General features: G+C 68.0%; 18 protein-coding genes and 1 tRNA gene. 9 read left to right on the top strand and 10 right to left on the bottom strand.

Going from position 1 to position 17504, the window contains the following annotated elements:
• Positions 1–108: 108 nt before the first annotated feature.
• Positions 109–858, top strand: coding sequence for a Crp/Fnr family transcriptional regulator (locus NMB40_RS06725; protein ID WP_282245461.1), 750 nt, complete (start codon positions 109–111; stop codon positions 856–858).
• A gap of 28 nt (positions 859–886) precedes the next feature.
• On the opposite strand, the gene thrC is transcribed toward NMB40_RS06725, so the two are convergent.
• The 6 genes from thrC to NMB40_RS06695 form a co-directional block, all read right to left on the bottom strand.
• Positions 887–2176: a threonine synthase gene (thrC, locus tag NMB40_RS06720; RefSeq protein ID WP_494360530.1), complete on the bottom strand. Its 1290-nt coding sequence runs from the start codon at positions 2174–2176 to the stop codon at positions 887–889.
• 32 nt (positions 2177–2208) lie between these two features.
• Positions 2209–3141: a homoserine kinase gene (locus NMB40_RS06715; protein WP_494360529.1), complete on the bottom strand. Its 933-nt coding sequence runs from the start codon at positions 3139–3141 to the stop codon at positions 2209–2211.
• Positions 3138–5660, bottom strand: a complete 2523-nt coding sequence (gene thrA, locus NMB40_RS06710) for a bifunctional aspartate kinase/homoserine dehydrogenase I (protein WP_448142544.1) — start codon at positions 5658–5660, stop codon at positions 3138–3140. The genes NMB40_RS06715 and thrA overlap by 4 nt, the downstream gene beginning before the upstream one ends.
• Positions 5661–5747: 87 nt before the next feature.
• A complete protein-coding gene (locus NMB40_RS06705) occupies positions 5748–5885 on the bottom strand; it encodes a hypothetical protein (RefSeq protein WP_481505684.1) in 138 nt (45 codons plus the stop codon).
• A gap of 126 nt (positions 5886–6011) precedes the next feature.
• Positions 6012–6959, bottom strand: a complete 948-nt coding sequence (locus tag NMB40_RS06700; protein WP_494360528.1) for a DMT family transporter — start codon at positions 6957–6959, stop codon at positions 6012–6014.
• A 73-nt stretch (positions 6960–7032) separates the two neighbouring features.
• The gene (locus NMB40_RS06695) at positions 7033–7761 is read right to left on the bottom strand and encodes a helix-turn-helix transcriptional regulator (protein ID WP_494360527.1); all 729 of its coding nucleotides are present in this window, start codon (positions 7759–7761) and stop codon (positions 7033–7035) included.
• Positions 7762–7904: 143 nt separating this feature from the next.
• On the opposite strand from NMB40_RS06695, the gene NMB40_RS06690 reads away from it, so the two are divergent.
• Positions 7905–8390 (top strand): GNAT family N-acetyltransferase, encoded by a 486-nt coding sequence (locus NMB40_RS06690; protein ID WP_494360526.1) that lies wholly within the window; start codon positions 7905–7907, stop codon positions 8388–8390.
• A 6-nt stretch (positions 8391–8396) separates the two neighbouring features.
• On the opposite strand, the gene NMB40_RS06685 is transcribed toward NMB40_RS06690, so the two are convergent.
• From NMB40_RS06685 to kdsA, 4 genes are all read right to left on the bottom strand, one after another.
• Complete coding sequence (locus tag NMB40_RS06685) at positions 8397–8681, bottom strand: hypothetical protein (RefSeq protein ID WP_494360525.1); 285 nt, start codon at positions 8679–8681, stop codon at positions 8397–8399.
• A gap of 157 nt (positions 8682–8838) precedes the next feature.
• Positions 8839–9288 (bottom strand): PA2169 family four-helix-bundle protein, encoded by a 450-nt coding sequence (locus NMB40_RS06680; RefSeq protein WP_494360524.1) that lies wholly within the window; start codon positions 9286–9288, stop codon positions 8839–8841.
• Positions 9289–9833: 545 nt separating this feature from the next.
• Positions 9834–9910, bottom strand: a tRNA-Arg gene (locus tag NMB40_RS06675).
• A gap of 124 nt (positions 9911–10034) precedes the next feature.
• Positions 10035–10880: a 3-deoxy-8-phosphooctulonate synthase gene (kdsA, locus tag NMB40_RS06670; RefSeq protein ID WP_093534453.1), complete on the bottom strand. Its 846-nt coding sequence runs from the start codon at positions 10878–10880 to the stop codon at positions 10035–10037.
• 179 nt (positions 10881–11059) lie between these two features.
• On the opposite strand from kdsA, the gene amaB reads away from it, so the two are divergent.
• The 7 genes from amaB to NMB40_RS06635 are packed head-to-tail and all read left to right on the top strand — an operon-like array spanning position 11060 to position 17504.
• The gene (amaB, locus tag NMB40_RS06665) at positions 11060–12592 is read left to right on the top strand and encodes an L-piperidine-6-carboxylate dehydrogenase (RefSeq protein WP_494360523.1); all 1533 of its coding nucleotides are present in this window, start codon (positions 11060–11062) and stop codon (positions 12590–12592) included.
• Positions 12592–13359, top strand: a complete 768-nt coding sequence (locus NMB40_RS06660; protein WP_494360522.1) for an SDR family NAD(P)-dependent oxidoreductase — start codon at positions 12592–12594, stop codon at positions 13357–13359. The genes amaB and NMB40_RS06660 overlap by 1 nt, the downstream gene beginning before the upstream one ends.
• A 51-nt stretch (positions 13360–13410) precedes the next feature.
• Positions 13411–13695, top strand: a complete 285-nt coding sequence (locus NMB40_RS06655) for a DUF4190 domain-containing protein (protein WP_494360521.1) — start codon at positions 13411–13413, stop codon at positions 13693–13695.
• A 7-nt stretch (positions 13696–13702) separates the two neighbouring features.
• On the top strand, positions 13703–14473 hold the full coding sequence (locus tag NMB40_RS06650; protein WP_494360520.1) for a class I SAM-dependent methyltransferase: 771 nt from the start codon (positions 13703–13705) through the stop codon (positions 14471–14473).
• A 9-nt stretch (positions 14474–14482) separates the two neighbouring features.
• The gene (locus tag NMB40_RS06645; protein WP_282245497.1) at positions 14483–15538 is read left to right on the top strand and encodes a quinone-dependent dihydroorotate dehydrogenase; all 1056 of its coding nucleotides are present in this window, start codon (positions 14483–14485) and stop codon (positions 15536–15538) included.
• Entirely contained in the window at positions 15535–16584 is a 1050-nt protein-coding gene (gene murB / locus NMB40_RS06640) for a UDP-N-acetylmuramate dehydrogenase (RefSeq protein ID WP_494360519.1), read from the top strand. The genes NMB40_RS06645 and murB overlap by 4 nt, the downstream gene beginning before the upstream one ends.
• Before the next feature lie 32 nt (positions 16585–16616).
• Complete coding sequence (locus tag NMB40_RS06635) at positions 16617–17504, top strand: DMT family transporter (RefSeq protein WP_494361049.1); 888 nt, start codon at positions 16617–16619, stop codon at positions 17502–17504.

The raw sequence follows: 17504 nt of genomic DNA, 5'->3' as shown, positions 1-17504 counted from the left end.
AGCTGCATATTCTAGCCGCAGCCGGGCCGCGCGGCCGTCATCGGCCGCGCCGAACCGGGCCAACCGCCGCATGACGTATCATAGGCAGGCCCCGCTCCCTGGTTAGACATGACCCGGCCCCACTCCGGAACCGCTGTTGCCGCTGTAGAAGATCCCGCACCGGGCTGCTCGCCGCTGCGTGACTGCCTGCACTGCTCGGTGCGCCACCTGGCCGTGTGTTCGGCGCTGTCGCCTGATGAGGTCCAGGCCCTGGAACGGGTCACGGTGTCGCAGCCGCTGCCGCTGGGGGCCACCCTGGCCCGCGCCGGCGAGGCCCGCCAACATGTCTATACCTTGACCGAAGGTGCGCTGCGGCTGGTCCGCACCCTGGCCGATGGCCGCCGCCAGATCAGCGGGTTCGTGCTGCCCGGCGACTATCTCGGCCTGACCGGCAGCGACAACCACCGCTACGACATCGAAGCCATTGCCGACAGCCGGGTCTGCCGCGTGGGCCTGGCCCCGATGAAGGACCTGCGCGCACGCTATCCGCACCTGGAGCGCAAGCTGCTGCAGCGCGCCTGCCAGGCACTGGACGAAGCGGCCGATGCCGCGCTGGCGCTGGGCCGCCTGCAGCCAGCCGAAAAGCTGGCCGATTTCCTGCTGCGGCTGGCCGCGCGCGAAGCGCGGCTGGGCGGGAATGGGTTGCGGGTGACCCTGCCGATGGGGCGCAGTGATATTGCCGACCATCTTGGATTGACGATGGAAACGGTGAGCCGGACATTCACCAAGCTGCGCCAGCAGGGCCTGATTGCCCTGCCCCATCTGAACACCGTCGAGATCCTCGACGAAGCCGGCCTGCAGATCCTCTGCGGCGCGTAGCGCCGCGCCCTGCCCGGCCGCACATCCATCACGCCTCAAGGAATTCCCTCAGCGCCGCGTAATGCGGTGGGCAGGGTTCGGCATGCGCGGGGCGTTCCAGCAGCGCCGCTAGCGCCGGGGGCACCTCGAGGGGGCGGCCGATCAGCGGTTCGACCACCGATTCGAATTTGGCCGGGTGCGCGGTTGCGGCCACTGCCCAATGGCCCTGCACGCCTTCGGCACGCAGCTGTTCAAGCACCTTCACCGCCGTAGCGGTGTGCGGGCAGAAGACCTCGCCCGCTGCCGCATGGCGCCGTGCAATCAGTTCGCGGATCGCGGCATCGTCCACCGCCTCGACACGGAACGCTGCGCGCAGTGCGTCGTCGTCTTCTTCATACAGCCAGCGCAGCCGCTCGAAGTTGCTGGGTGCGCCGACGTCCATCGCGTTGGCCAAGGTGGCCACACTGTGCAGCGGCCGGTATTCGCCGCCGTGGAAGAAGCGCGGCAGCACGTCATTGGCGTTGGTGGCCAGTGCGATCTGGCCCAGCGGCAGGCCCATCGCGCGTGCCAGCACCGCCGCCATCGCGTTGCCGAGGTTGCCGGTGGGCACCACCAGGTTCAGCACCTCGCCGGTCGCCTCATGGTGGGTCAGCGCCGCGTCGGCGTAATAGCTCATCTGCGGCAGCCAGCGGCCCAGGCTGATGCTGTTGGCCGAGCTCAAGGGCACTTCTGCCTGCAGCTCACGGTCGCTCAGGGCCTGCTTCACCATCGCCTGGCAATCGTCGAACGAACCGGCGACGCGCAGCGCGTGGATGTTGTCGCCAAAGCAGCCCAGCTGGTGCGCCTGGCGCGGCGAGACACGGCCATCGGGATACAGCACCACTACGCGGATGCCGGGCTGGCCATGGAACGCCGCCGCGACGGCCGCGCCGGTGTCGCCCGAGGTGGCCACTACAATCGTCAGCGGGCGGGCACGGTCACGCTGGAGCTGGGCCAGGCTGGCCGCCAGGAAACGTGCGCCAAAGTCCTTGAACGCGGCGGTCGGCCCATGGAACAGCTCCAGCACGTGGTCGCCCGGGGTGGACAGCGCACGCAGCGGCGCCGGGAAGTTGAACGCCTCCTCGCACAGGGTGGACAGGTGCGGGGCGAGCGCGTCGCCGGCGAAGAACGGCGCCAGCACCGCTTCGGCGTTGCGCGCCAGGCTGCCCTGCGCCTGCCAGCGCTGCGGCTGCGGTCGTTGTTGCGGGACATACAGCCCGCCATCGGGGGCAAGACCGGCGGCGATGGCGGCACTGAGGGTGGCCGCGGGTGCGGCGTGGCGGGTCGAAACGAATTCCATGGACGATCCTGGCAGAAGAGTGGAAGCGGCGCTCACAGCAGCTGTGCCCCGGGCGCGTTCAACGGCGATACCCAGCCCTGGCTGTCGAAGCCCGCGTCGGCGAAGGCATCCTGCACGGCGCGCTGTGCCGCCTGCGCGGCCGCCTGGTTGTCGAACCACGCGAACACGCTGGGGCCGGCCCCGGAAATGCTGGCACCCAGTGCACCTGCACCCAGTGCGGCCTCGCGCGCGGCGGAGAATCCCTCGATGAGGCCGGCACGGCGCGGTTCCACCAGCACGTCACGCAGGCCGGCGCGCACCAGCTCGGCATCACTGCGGAAGCAACCGCTCAGCACCAGCGCCAGGCTCGCGCTTTGCGTGACGAACTCGGAGAGCGCGTAGCTGCCCTGCAGGGCAGCGCGCGCGCGACGCGTTTCCAGCACGGCGTCCGGATGCACCAACAGGCTGTGCCACCCGGCGGGCACCGGAATGCTCACCAGCCGATCCGCCGTGCTGAGCACCAACCCGCCCAGCAGCATCGGCCCGAGGTTGTCGCCGTGCCGGCCACCGCTGGCCACCGCCTCGCCGGTCAGCGCGAACGGATACAGCGCTTCGCGCGACAACGGCGCATCCAGCAGTGCATTGGCCGCCACCAGCGCGGCCACGCACGACGCCGCCGAGCCGCCCATGCCCGAGCCAAGCGCGATGCCCTTGTCGATCTCCAGTTCGAAGCCGAACGGCAACGCCAGCGCGTCGATCATTGCCAGCAGCGCTGCACCTGCGGTGTTGTCGGCCGCTTCCAGCGGCAGATCCACCGTGGTGCCCCGGATCGCCAGGATCCGCACGCCCGGCGCGTCACTGCGGCGCACGGTCACGGTGTCGCCCACGCCCGCGATGACATGCCCCAGGATGTCGAACCCTACGGCGACATTGCCCACCGATGCCGGTGAGAACGCGCGTGCTTCCCGCACCTGGTCTGGACTCACAGGCGCGCTCCTTCACCCGCCGCGACCCGCAGCACATCGGCGAACACACCCGCAGCGGTCACTTCCGGACCGGCACCCGGGCCCTGCACCACCAAGGGGTTCTCGCAGTAGCGGCGCGTGGTGAACTGCACCACGTTGTCGGTCAGGCGCAGGTTGGCAAACGCGTGGCCGAGCGGCAGCTCCACCAGCCCCACCTCCGCGGCATCCGCTGACAACCGCGCCACGTAGCGCAGCACCGCACCGCGTGCGCGCGCCTGCTCCAGCCGTTCGGCGAACGCGCCATCCACCGATGCCAACCCGCTCATGAAGTCGTCCACGCTGGCCTGGCGCAACGCCTCGGGCACCAGGCTTTCCACGCTGACCTGTTCCAGGCTCAGTTCACGGCCGGCCTCGCGCGCCAGGATGACCAGCTTGCGCGCGACATCCACGCCGGACAGATCGTCGCGCGGGTCCGGCTCGGTGTAGCCCATGCCGCGCGCCTGCGCGACCAGCTCGGAGAACGGCACCTGGCCGTCGTACTTGTTGAACAGCCAGGCCAGCGTGCCGGAGAAGATGCCATCGACCGCCAGCACTTCATCCCCGGTATCGACCAGGTCGCGCAGCGTGGTGATCACCGGAAGGCCCGCGCCTACCGTCGCCTCATAGCGGAAGCGCGCGCCGGTAGCGGCGGCGGCCTCGCGGATGGCGTGGTAGCGCTGCAACGGACCCGCGCCAGCCTGCTTGTTGGGGGTGACCACATGGATGCCGGCCGCCAGCCAGCCGGCATAGCGGTCGGCGACATCGGCGCTGCCGCTGCAGTCGACGATCAATGCGTGCGGCAGGTGCGCCGACAGCAGGTGCTCGGTGAACTGGTCCAGGTCGGTCGCCTGCGCCTGCCCGGCCAAGGCGGCGCGCCAGTCGCCCTGCACGCCACGCGCATCCAGGTGCATGCGGCTGCGCGATGCCACCGCCCGCACCCGCAGGTCCACGTTGGCCCGGGTCAGCAGCGTGGGCTGCGCGACCAGCAACTGGTCCAGCAGCGCCGCGCCGACGTTGCCAGGACCGATCACGCCGACCGAGAAGGTCTGCGGCGACAGCCAGAATCCGGCGTGTGCCGCGCGCAGCGCCTTGGTCGCGTGGCGGCTGTCCACGGCCACCGAGATGTTGCGTTCGGACGAGCCCTGCGCGATGGCCAGGATGTTCACCTGCGCACGTCCCAGCGATTCGAACAGGCGCGCGGCCACGCCCGGCTGCCCGGCCATGCCATCGCCCACCGCTGCCAGCACGCTGACATTGTCGGTGAGCTGCACGCGCTGCACCTGGCCCAGGCTGAGTTCGTGCGCGAACGCATGCAGCAGCGCATCACGCGCCCGCTGCGCCTCGGCCTGGCGTACCACGCAGCAGATCGAATGTTCCGACGAACCCTGCGAGATCATCACCACCGATACGTGCGCATTGCGCAGCGCGGCGAACACGCGTTCGGCCGTGCCCGGCACGCCGATCAGGCCGGTGCCTTCCAGGTTGAGCAGCGCCAGCTCCGGGCTCAGGGTGAGTCCCTTGATCGGGCCCGAGCTGGTGCGTTCGGCGGTGATCCGGGTCCCGGGGTGATCCGGATGGAAGGTATTGCGGATGATGATCGGCAGGCCGCGCTCGATGGCGGGCGACATGGTCTGCGGGTGCACCACCTTCGCGCCGAAATACGCAAGCTCGCAGGCCTCGTCGTAGCTGAGCGCCTCCAGCTGCACGGCTTCGGGCACCACCCGCGGGTCGGCCGAGAGCACGCCGTCCACGTCGGTCCAGATGTGCAGCTCGTCGGCATTGAACAGCGCCGCGAAGATCGCGCCGGAATAGTCGCTGCCGTTGCGCCCCAGCGTGGTCACCCGGTCACGGCGGTCGCGCGCCACGAACCCGGTGGCCACCACGCGCGCGGCCGCATGTGCGTCGCGCCAAACCGCCAGGCGCTGCGCGCTCTGCACCCAGTCCACGTCCACGCCCAGTTCGCCGCGGTCCACCACCAGCACCTCGCGCGCATCCAGCACCGCGCAGTCCTCGCCGATGCTGCGCAGGTAGTGGCCCAGCAGGTGCGCCGAATACACCTCGCCCAGGCCCTGCACGCGGTCGAGCACCTCGTTGGGCAGCTCACCGATCACCGCCAGCGCGCCCAGCACTTCGGCCAGGTGGTCGAAGCGCGCATCCAGCCATTCCACCGTGTCGCCCGCGTGCTCGCCCAACAGGGCCACCGCGGCACCGCGATGGCGCGCGCGCAGTGCATGCCAGTCGTCGCGCCATTGCGGCGCGTTGTCCGCAGCGGCACCGGCCAGCGCGATCAGCGCGTCGGTCACGCCCTTCATGGCCGACACCACGGTGACCTGCACCGCTTCGTCGCGGGCCAGCAGCAGCTGGGCGACGTGGCGGTAGCGGTCGGCATCGGCCACGGAGGTGCCGCCGAACTTGTGCACGACCGTCGAGGTGGCCGCACGCAGCGGTGCGGAGGATGCAGGCGATGCAACGGCATCGGGTGAAGCGGCGACAGAAGACATGCTGACCTCGATTCGAGGCCCCGCGTCATTCAGGCTGAAGGAGATCCCCCGCAACCTGATCTGGTGCGGGGCCGTTGTTTTCGGTAGTTACGCGAAGACGACGGGCCGCACCAGGCGAGTGGTGACGGTGGTAATGGTGGTGGTACCGGTGGCCAGGGCAACGCTGCGCATGCCGCCGGTAAGGGCGGTGGAGCGAAGCGTGACGGTGGCGGCGGCAAGGACCATGGACCAAGAAAACTACGCCGACCGGGTGCTTGTCAAGTGTTGCAGCGCAAAAATTCAAACGCGACGAACAGCAGGCAATGTCGGCCAAAAAGTTGCGAATGTGACCATCCAGGCCCCACAACGGAATCAGCCGGCGTGCTCGGCCACCATCCGCGGCGGGCGGTGTGCATGCGCGCACAACAGCACGCCGGAGACCAGGCAGACGATCGCCACCGCTTCCATCAGGGTCGGCCAGCGCCGCTGCCAGCCGAAGCCGTACAGCAGCGCGAACAGCGTCTCGAATACGATCATCTGCCCGGTCAGGGTCAGCGGAAGGTTGCGGCTGGCCCGGTTCCAGCAGGCGTTGCCAAATACCGAGGCGACCACCGCCACACCGGCGCTGATGACCCAGAACCACATCCAGTCGACCGGCGCGTGCGACGGGCCTGAGACGACAAACGCGCTGGGCACCAGCAGCAGCGCCAGCGCACCGGTGGCCACGCCGGTCAGCAGCGACCAGTCGTGGCCGGAAATGTCCGAGCGCCGCGCCAGCCAGCGGCTGTTGCCGATGGAGTACAGCGCCCACGAAAACAACGCACCGAACGCGCACAGCAGGCCCAGCAGGCGCTGGTTGGCCGAGCCCTGCGCATGCTCGGACTGCAGCGCCTCATAGCCCACCAGCCCTACCCCGAACAGGCACAGGGTCAATGCAGGCGCGAGCTGGCGCAGCGGCACTGCGCCTTCCTCGCGCACGCCGGCCACCGTCACCACCACGGGAATCAGCCCGACAATCAGCGACGCCGCCGCCCCGCCCGCCCACTGCACCGCATGGGCCAGCAGCACGAAATACACCAGGTTGCCCGCCAGGCTCAGCCACAGCAGGCCGCGCCATTCGGCCATGCCGATCCGCTCGCGCAGCTCGCGCCAGCGCGGCGCCAGCAGCACCACGGCGATCAGCCCATAAATCAGGTAACGGCCGGCTGACAGCTGCACGGCGCTGAAATGACTCAGCACCGCCGGTGCCAGGAACACCACGCCCCACGGCGCGCCGGCAGCGACGCCATTGGCGATACCCACGCCCATCGAACGATTCATCAGCAACCACATGCCCGGCAACAGAAAGTCCGCGCCAGTGTAGGCGCCGTGCGGTGGACGATCTTGACCGAGACTACTGCGCGGGACGGTAGCGGCGGCGGTAGTCGGCCGGGGTCATGCCCCACTCCCGGCGCAGTGCGCGGGTCAGCGCGCTCTGCTCGGAATAGCCGGCGTGCTGGGCGATGTCGGCAATGGACGCATCGCTGGCCGCCAGCCGCCCCCGGGCCCAGCGCAACCGGCTGGCGCTCAGCCAGGCCTGCGGGCTGAGCCCGAACGCCTGGCGGAACAGCGCGTGCAGGCGGCTGCCGCTCACCCCGACCTCACTGGCGATGCGCTCCACCGGCCAGGCCTGGCCGGGTGCGCACTCGATCCGCGCACACACCGCCTGCAGGCGAGTGGCACTGCCCGCCAGCGAGAATGCCTGCAGCAGTCCGGGCAGCTCGCAGCGAACCGTATCGTCATTCACGCGTTCGTTGGGCGTTCCCCCGACCCGCTGTGCCATGGCGCGAACCTGTGCCGGAAGCGCCAATACGGGCTGGCGATGCAGGCGTTCGAGCGTGTCGTCGTCGAACATCTCCGCCGGGCAGTCCACGATCAGGAAGCGGTCGTCTTCACCGGCGGTCTGCGCATGCCCGGCCATGGGCGCCACGAAAGCGCCCTGCAGCGCATCCAGGCGCGCGCCCCGCCCCTCCAGCTCGAACGCCAGTTCGCCACGCACCGGCACCACCCACTGGGCGAACGCGTGGTGGTCCACGCTCGACGAGCGGCCATAGCGGCGAAGGTTGAAGGCGGGTGAAGACATCGTGAGCACAGGCGTGACCGAAGTTCCAAGTCTGCGCGCGGTTCTCAAAACCTGCAACGCGTCACGGCAAGGGCCCAATACCCCGGTGGTATAACGGGGGTGTAGTCATGGGAAGTACCGTCGCGCCGTACAGGGAGTACCCGATGCCGTTTCTGACCCTGAGCCATGCCCCGCACCTGTTGCCCGTTGTTGCACGCTGGTATTTCGACACCTGGGGACACCGCGTGCCCGGCTGGACGCTGGAAGACGAACAGCAGCGGCTGGAAGTGTTCCTGCACGACAACGAGCTGCCCGTGCTGCTGATGGCCACGGACAACGACGTGCCCGTTGCCGCCGCACAGCTCAAATTCCACGAACGTACTGAGCGCCCCGAACGGCTGCATTGGCTGGGTGGCGTTTACGTAAGCCCGTCGCACCGTGGGCATGCGCTCGCCAGCGACTTGATAGCGGCACTGATGCAGAAAGCGCAGGGCTACGGCGTGCGCGAAGTGTTCCTGCAGACCGAGCACGATGATGGCGGCCTCTATGCGCAGCTCGGCTGGGAGCCACTGGAGCGGCAGACACATCGCACGGGCGTGCCAGTGCGCATCATGCGCCGGGTACTGCCCCTCTCTCGCCAGGCAAGGTAGCCTGGCTTAGCGGAAGCGCACCGGCTGCGGCGCCGGGCGATCTGCCAGGGAGCCCATCGTGAAGGTGTAACCCGCCTTCTCCAGCAGCTCGCGCATGCGCAGCTCGGCCCGCTTCGGATACGCAAGCGACGTCGGCGCATGCAGCGCATAGGCCGTCGATCGGCCGTCGGTATCGCGGGTCACCGACGACTGGTTCGTCTCGCACGCGTTGGACCATAGTTCCTTGAGAACCAATGGCCCGATGGACTGGTTGTTGCCAAGACGAAGCGTGAGCCAACGCATGTGTTCCATGAGCAATCCCAACGGTACCTGTGATCGAGTATGCACCATATCCAGAACACCCGTACGGCGGGGTCCGGAATCGCGCAGGCCCCTGATACGCAGACGCCCCGGGCGGAGCCGGGGCGTCTGCTGGCGGTTGCTGGCGGTCTGGAACCGCCGCAGCCGCTTACTGCTTCATGGCGTGCTTGCGGGTACGCATGACCTGGTGGGTTTCCTCGACGATCGGCAGCAGGCTGGTAACTTCCTGGCGCGCGGCAGGCGGCGTATCGCTGTCATTCGCTGCGTCCCTGAAGGCCTTCAGCAGGCGATCTTCGGATTCTTCCAGTTCGGCGACATAGCCATACTGGGTATCGCCCAGGGTGGCGCGGACCTTGCCGTAGAACTGCTGCATGGTGCCCACCACGGTGCCATGTTCGGCCGGCTTTTCGCCGGTCGCCCGCACGGTGCTGCTCAGTCGGGTGACGATGTCGGCCTTGACGCCGGCAATGCGGGTGAACAGCGCGGACAGCTCGGCATCTTTCACCTTGGTGGCGGCTTCGGTGTAGAAGTCCTTGCCATCACGGGCGATCTCGATGAGGTCATTGAGGGTGTGCGCGGTCTTGGATTCGGTGCTCACTGATTTCTACTCCTGAAGAGAATTTCGTGTTGACCCGTGTCGGGGTGAATCCACTTTTTCGCATTCGCAATGAAGTTGTCGTGAGCTTGAAATTGCAGTGTTAAGTGATGTCTGCGCAGCGCAAACGCGGTGTTGTCGATCAGTGTTTGGCATGCGACGCGACCGTCACATGCGATGTACTCCGGAAAACGAAAACGCCGCGCAGTGCGCGGCGTGTTTGATTCATTCCTGCTGCGAAGGCTGCGGCGCCTCCAAGGGAGGTTGCTCGGCGGGAGGATCACGTTCCGGTGGAATTTCGCTGGGAGGATCCTGTGCGGGCGGATCCTGCGCCGGAGGCGACTCCACGGGCGGCGACGGTGCCTCGGGGGATGGACCGGGCGCGGGCACCTGCGCTGTTGGCTGCCACGGAAACTCGAGGCGATGTTCAATGGACATGGGGGAGTTCCTGCGCAGTGGCGTTGCAGGCACCCTGACAGGCAACTCGTCAATGCACGGCGATGGCAGCGTGCAGGCCCCGTCGGTTCGTCATCCGCGAAAGTGGGCGATGGTGACCCCGGCCCGATTCGAACGGGCGACCTTCCCCTTAGGAGGGGGACGCTCTATCCAGCTGAGCTACGGGGCCATGTGCGGGCCAGGCGAGCGTGCCTGGCCGCAGGCTGCGCGCACATTGCGTGCGTGCAGCGGTGAAGGATACCCACATTCAGCGACAGGACCAAGGCCGATGGCGCCGCGCGGGTACGCCGGGGTCAGCGGATTTCCAGCTCCGCGAAGCCCTTGACCAGCTCGTCCACGGCCTTGATCTGGGCCAGGAACGGTTCCAGCGCGCTCAGCGGCAGGGCGCTGGGGCCGTCGCAACGGGCGTGGTCCGGGTCGCGGTGCGCTTCCAGGAACAGGCCGGCCAGGCCCAGCGCCATGCCCGAACGGGCCAGTTCGGCCACCTGGCGGCGGCGGCCACCGGAGGCTTCGCTGCCGGCATCGCGGCGCTGCAGGCTGTGGGTGACGTCGAAGATCGCCGGCAGCCCGCCGGTGGATTCGATCATTTCGCGGAAGCCCAGCATGTCCACGACCAGATTGTCGTAGCCGAACTGCGAACCGCGCTCGCACAGGATGATGTTCTCGTTGCCCGCTTCGCGGATCTTGGACACGATGTGCTTGATCTGCGTGGGGCTGAGGAACTGCGGCTTCTTGATGTTCACGGCACGGCCGGTCTGGGCGATGGCCACCACCAGATCGGTCTGGCGGGCCAGGAACGCCGGGATCTGCAGCACGTCGACCACTTCGGCTACAGGGGCGGCCTGGGCCACTTCATGCACGTCGGTGATCACCGGCACGCCGAGCTGGCGCTTCACTTCCTCGAAGATGCGCAGCCCTTCATCCAGGCCCACGCCACGGAAGGAATGGATCGAAGAGCGGTTGGCCTTGTCGAACGAGGCCTTGAAGACGTACGGGATGCCCAGCTTGGCCGTGACCTTGGTGAAGTGTTCGGCCGCGTGCAGGGTCGAATCGAGGTCTTCGAGCACATTCAGGCCGCCAAACAGCACGAACGGGAGACGGTTCCCAACGACCACGCCTTCTGCAACGGTAACGTTCATTCAGATTCCTGGGGGCGAACAATGGTGTCCATTCTAGCGGTCGGCGCGACCCGGCGGGCAGCGCCGTGTGGCGTTGCGGCAATGCCGGCTGGGCGCTCCTGATAGAATGACGGGTCTGCACGCCGCACCCCCACCCTGCCAGCGGCTGCGCCCTTTTTCGATCCGCAACAGGAGTTTGCATGTCCTCTGACCTGCTCAAGGCGCTCGGCCTCGACGCGACCAACGCTGGCACCTACCTTGGCAACGGCGAGTGGTCGTCGGCCACCAGCGCGGGCGTGATCACCTCGGTCAACCCGACCACCGGCGAGGCCATCGCCCAGGTGCACGCCACCACCGACGCCGACTACGAAACCATCGTGGCCCGTGCCCAGGAAGCCTTCAAGGTGTGGCGCACCACCCCGGCCCCGCGCCGTGGCGAGGCCGTGCGCCTGTGTGGCGAAGCACTGCGCGCCAACAAGGATGCGCTGGGTTCGCTGGTGGCGCTGGAAATGGGCAAGAGCAAGCCCGAAGGTGACGGTGAAGTGCAGGAGATGATCGACATCGCCGACTTCGCCGTGGGCCAGAGCCGCATGCTGTACGGCTACACCATGCATTCCGAGCGCCCCGGCCACCGCATGTACGAGCAGTACCAGCCGCTGGGCCTGGTCGGCATCATCAGTGCGTTCAATTTCCCGGTGGCGGTGTGGGCCTGGAACTCGTTCCTGGCCGCGATCTGCGGTGACGTGTGCCTGTGGAAGCCGTCCAACAAGACCCCGCTGACCGCCATCGCGTCCATGCGCATCTGCAATGAAGCGCTGCGTGGCGCCGGGTTCCCGGACATCTTCTTCCTGGTCAACGACGCCGGCACCGAGCTGTCGCAGAAGCTGGTGGCCGACAAGCGCGTGCCGCTGATCAGCTTCACCGGTTCGACCCAGGTCGGCCGCCAGGTCGCCGAGAAGGTGGCCCACCGCCTGGGCCGCTGCCTGCTGGAACTGGGCGGCAACAACGCCATCATCCTGGATGAAAGCGCGGACCTGAAGCTGGCCATCCCGGGCATCGTGTTCGGTGCGGTCGGCACCGCCGGCCAGCGCTGCACCACCACGCGCCGCCTGATCGTGCACGAATCGATCCATGACAACGTGCTGGCCACGCTGGTCAAGGCGTACAAGCAGGTGGAAGGCAAGATCGGCGATCCGACCGATGCGGCCAACCTGATGGGCCCGCTCAACAGCGACAGCGCCGTTCAGCAGTTCCTGGCCTCGATCGAAAAGGCCAAGGCCAGCGGCGGCACCATCGAAACCGGCGGTACCCGCATCGACCGCGCCGGCAACTTCGTGCTGCCGGCCATTGTCACCGGGCTGAAGAACAGCGACGAAGTGGTGCAGCACGAAACCTTCGCGCCGATCCTGTACGTGATGAAGTACAGCACGCTGGACGAAGCCATCGACATGCAGAACGGCGTGCCGCAGGGCCTGTCCTCGTCGATCTTCACCCAGAACCTGAAGGTGGCCGAGCGCTTCCTGTCGGCCGCCGGTTCGGACTGCGGCATCGCCAACGTCAACATCGGCACCTCCGGTGCGGAAATCGGCGGTGCGTTCGGCGGCGAGAAGGACACCGGCGGTGGCCGTGAGTCCGGTTCGGATGCATGGAAGGTCTACATGCGCCGCCAGACCAACACCATCAACTACTCCGATTCGTTGCCGCTGGCCCAGGGCATCAAGTTCGACCTGTGATGGTTGAACGCCCCAGCCTGGATTACACCGGCCGCCGCATACTGGTGGCCGGTGGCAGCAAAGGCATCGGCCGTGCGATGGCACTGGCCTTTGCCGCTGCGGGTGCCCGTGTATCGGTGTGCGCCCGCGGCGAAGCCGGCCTGGTCGCACTGCGCGATGACGCCGCTGCCCAGGGGCTGTCGCTGCATACCGCTGTCGCCGACCTCTCGCGCCTGGCCGATATCGAGCACTGGCTGGCCAGTGCGGCAGACGCGCTCGGCGGTATCGATGTGCTGATCAACAACGCCACCGGCTACGGCATGACCGACGACGAGGCCGGCTGGGAAGCCAGCCTGGGCGTCGACCTGATGTCGGCGGTGCGCGCCTCCCGCCTCGCCCTGCCCTGGCTGAAGCAGTCGGCCGATGCCTGCATCCTCAACCTGGCCTCGATCGCCGCCCAGCAGCCACGCCCCGGCGCCGCCCCGTACGGCGCCGCCAAGGCCGCGCTGATGCACTACACCACCTCGCAGGCGCTGGCGCTGGCCCCGCACCGGATCCGGGTGAACGCCATTGCCCCCGGCTCGATCGAGTTCGAGGATGGGCTGTGGGCACGCCGGCGCGAGCAGGACCCGGACCTCTATCACGGCACCCTGGCCAAAATCCCGTTCGGCCGCTTCGGCCAGCCACGGGAAATCGCCGATGCCGCCCTGTTCCTGTGCTCGCCGATGGCGCGCTGGATCACCGGGCATACCTTGAATGTCGACGGCGGCCAGGTCCTGATGGGATAAACCCCTCGCTGGCCCTATGATTCCCTTGTCCCACCTTCCCCCAGGAGCCGCATGAGCCTCCCGCCCCGCCAAACCAGCGCCATGGCCCTGATCAGCCTGATCGCCGGCATCCTGGGTTGGACCGCGCTGCCGTTCCTGGGCAGCGTGGCGGCCATCATCACCGGCCACCTGGCCCGCGCCGAGATCCGCCGCCGCCCGCTGGAGCTGGAAGGGGACGGCATGGCGCTGGCCGGCCTGATCCTGGGCTATGTGATGGTGGTGACCAGCTTCCTCGCGGTCCTGCTGTTCATTCTGTTCCTGGGTGGACTGACCCTGCTGATCCCCCAATTCTCCTGAGGTGCGCATGAGCCCATCGGACGCAACCGAGCGTTTCAGCAACCGCGTGGCGGACTATGTGCGCTACCGGCCCGACTACCCCCCGGCCCTGCTGGACTGGCTGCACCACGAAATCGGCGTGCCCACCGAAACCCTGGTCGCCGACATCGGCGCCGGCACCGGCATCTCCACGCGCCTGTTCCTGGCCACCGGGCATCCGGTGATCGCGGTGGAACCCAACGCGGCCATGCGCGAGGCGGCCGAAGCGCTGCTGGCCAAAGAGTACCTGCGCCTGAAGCTGGTGGACGGCACCGCCGAAGCCACCACGCTGGTCGACGACAGCGTCGGCCTGGTTGCGGCGGCACAAGCCTTCCACTGGTTCGACACCGACGCGGTGCGCACCGAATGGAAGCGCATCCTGCACCCGGAAGGCCTGGCGCTGGTGTTCTGGAACTCGCGCCTGCTAGACGCCTCGCCGTTCCTGGTGGGCTATGAGCAGCTGCTGCTGGAGTTCGGCACCGATTACACGCAGGTGGCCGAGCGCTACCAGGACGACGATGCCATGCGCGCGTGGTTCGGCCCGGGCCTGCGCGGCATCGCCCGGTTCCCGAACGCGCAGTACATGGACGCCGATGGCCTGCGCGGCCGCCTGCTGTCGTCATCGTATGCCCCGCCGCCGGGCCACCCGCGCCACGCCCCGATGCTGGAGGCGCTGCAGCAGCTGTTCGATGCGCACGCGGTCGATGGCAAAATTGCTTTTGAATACCAAACCCGTGCCTTCGTCGGCACGCTGGACTGACTGGACGCCATGTACTCGCTTGCCCGACCCTTCCTGTTTTCCCTGGACGCCGAACGCGCCCATGGCCTGGGCCTGAGTGCGCTTGAGCTCGCCTACCGTACCGGCACCACGCCGCTGGTGGCACGCCGCCCTGCCCCGTTGCCGACCAACGTGTTCGGGCTGAGCTTCCCCAACCCGGTCGGCCTGGGTGCCGGCCTGGACAAGAATGGCGAGCACATCGACGCGCTGTTCGCGCTGGGGTTCGGGTTCGTGGAGATCGGCACCATCACGCCGCGGCCACAGGAAGGCAATCCCAGACCGCGCCTGTTCCGGCTGCCTGCCCACCACGCGATCATCAACCGCATGGGCTTCAACAACCTTGGCGTGGATGCGCTGGTGCGCAATGTCGAACGTTCGCGGCGCCAGGGCGGCCTGCTTGGCATCAACATCGGCAAGAACAAGGACACCCCCAACGAGCAGGCGTTCGACGATTACCAGCACTGCCTGCAGAAGGTGTACCCGCTGGCCGATTACATCACCGTCAACATCTCCTCGCCCAATACCGCCGGCCTGCGCGAACTGCAGGAAGAAACCGCGCTGCGCCAGCTGGTATCGCAGCTGCGCGAAAGCCAGGAAGCACTGGCCGCCAAGCATGGCAAGCGGGTCCCGATGCTGGTCAAGGTCGCCCCGGACCTGAGCGACCGCGACATCGATGCCGCAGCGCGCGTGCTGGGCGAACTGAAGGTGGACGGCGTGATCGCCACCAACACCACCGTCGACCGCAGCGCGGTGGCCGGTGACCGTAACGCCAGCGAAGCCGGCGGCCTGTCCGGCGCGCCGCTGCTGGGCCAGTCCACCCTGGTGCTGCGCCGCCTGCGCGCGCGCCTGCCCGAATCCACCCCGTTGATCGGCGTCGGCGGCATCCTGTCCGGTGCCGATGCCGTGGCCAAGATGGCCGCAGGTGCTGCCCTGGTGCAGTGCTACAGCGGCCTGATCTTCCGCGGCCCGGCGCTGGTGCACGACTGCGTCGAAGCGATCCGCCGACGCCGCGAAGCCCCCAGCCGTGGCGCGGTGGCCCCCCTATGAGTACTGCAATGCCTGCCTGGTCGCTGACCGAAAACGCCTCACTGAAGGCCCTCAACACCTTCCACGTCGACGCGGTCGCAGAACAGCTGCTGGAGCTGCACGACGCCACCCTGCTGCCGGATGTGCTGGCCCTGCCGCAGGTGGCCGGCCACCCGCTGCTGGTGCTCGGCAGCGGCAGCAACGTGCTGATCGCCGACGACGTGCCCGGCACCGTGCTGGTGTTCGCCAACCGCTCCATCGAAGTGCTGGAACACCGTGCCGACCACACCGTGGTGCGTGCCGGCGCCGGCGTGAACTGGCACGGGCTGGTGATGTGGTCGCTGCAGAACGGCCTGTCCGGGCTGGAGAACCTGGCGCTGATTCCCGGCACGGCCGGCGCGGCGCCGATCCAGAACATCGGCGCCTATGGCGTGCAGGTTGATGAGTTCATCCAGGCGGTGGACGCCTGGGACCGCCAGAACAACGAATGGGTGCGGCTTGACGCCGACGCCTGTGCCTTCAGCTACCGCGACAGTGTCTTCAAGCACGATGCGGACCGCTACCTGATCAGCGCCATCGAGCTGCGCCTGCCGCTGCTGCATGACCTGCGCCTGGGCTATGCGGGCATTGCCGAAGAGATGCAGGCGATGGGCGTGGAGTTGCCGGTGGCCGCCGACGTGGCCAATGCGGTGATCGCAATCCGCCGGCGCAAGCTGCCCGACCCGGACGTGCTCGGCAATGCCGGCAGTTTCTTCAAGAACCCGGTGCTGCCGCTGGAACAGGTGGAGGTGCTGCTGCAGCACTTCCCCGGCCTGCCGGTGTACCCGGCCGACCAGGACGACCGGCGCAAGCTCTCGGCGGCCTGGATGATCGAAGCCTGCGGCTGGAAGGGCTTCCGCGAGGGCGATGCCGGCGTGGCGCCCCAGCACGCACTGGTGCTGGTCAACCACGGCAACGCCACCGGTGCCGAACTGCTCGCGCTGGCGCGGCGCATTTCCGCCTCGGTGCTGGAGACGTTCGGCGTACCCATCGAACCGGAGCCGCGCCTGATCGGCGCACAGTGGTGACCGTCCAGCTCGCCCTTCCAGCGCCGACACCAATGCGTGCGGCGCTGCTGATGCTGGGCAGCACCATGGCATTCGGGTTGATGGCCGTGGCGATCCGCTATGCCACCCGCTATGTGCCCACCCAGGAAGTGGCGTTCTTCCGCAATGCGTTCGGCCTGCTGGCGCTGCTGCCGTTCCTGTTGCGCCCGGGCAGTTCGCCGTTCCGCACGACCCAGCTGCCCCGCTATTTCGTGCGCAGCCTGATCGGGCTGGCTTCGATGCTCTGCGCGTTCTGGGCGATCGGCCACCTGCCGATGTCGCAGGCGATCTCGCTGTCGTACTCCACGCCCCTGTTCGTCACGATTGCCGCGGTGCTGTTCCTTGGCGAGAAGGTACGCGCGCGCCGCTGGGCCGCCGTGGTCTGTGGCTTCATCGGGGTGCTGATCATCGTTCGCCCCGGCGCCGACACGTTCAGCCCGGGCGTGCTGGTGGCGGTGCTGGCCGCCGTGCTCAGTTCGCTGGTGGCCATCCAGATCAAGCAGCTGACCCGCGTGGACGGGGCCGACACCGTGGTGTTCTACACCTACGTGTTCTGGGTACCGCTGTCGCTGGTGCCCGCCCTGTTCGGCTGGGTCTGGCCCAGCGGCATTGCGTGGGTCTGGCTGGCCGCTACCGGCGTGCTGGGCACGCTGGGCCAGCTGTTGTGGACCCGCGCGTTGCGCTTGGGCGAAGTCTCGGCGCTGACCCCGATCAGCTTCATGCAGTTGCCACTGGTCAGCCTGCTGGGCTGGCTGCTGTTCAATGAAACGCTGGACCGCTGGACCGTCATCGGGGCGGGCATCATTCTGGCCGCCAACGCCTACATCGCCCATCGCGAGGCAGTACTGGTGCGGCGCGCGGCATCGAAAGCCGCTACGGCCGGCGCCAAGCCTGGCGAGTAA

The sequence above is a fragment of the Stenotrophomonas sp. FBCC-B152 genome, from assembly GCF_059134105.1.
This window is presented reverse-complemented; position numbering and strand designations above follow the sequence as displayed.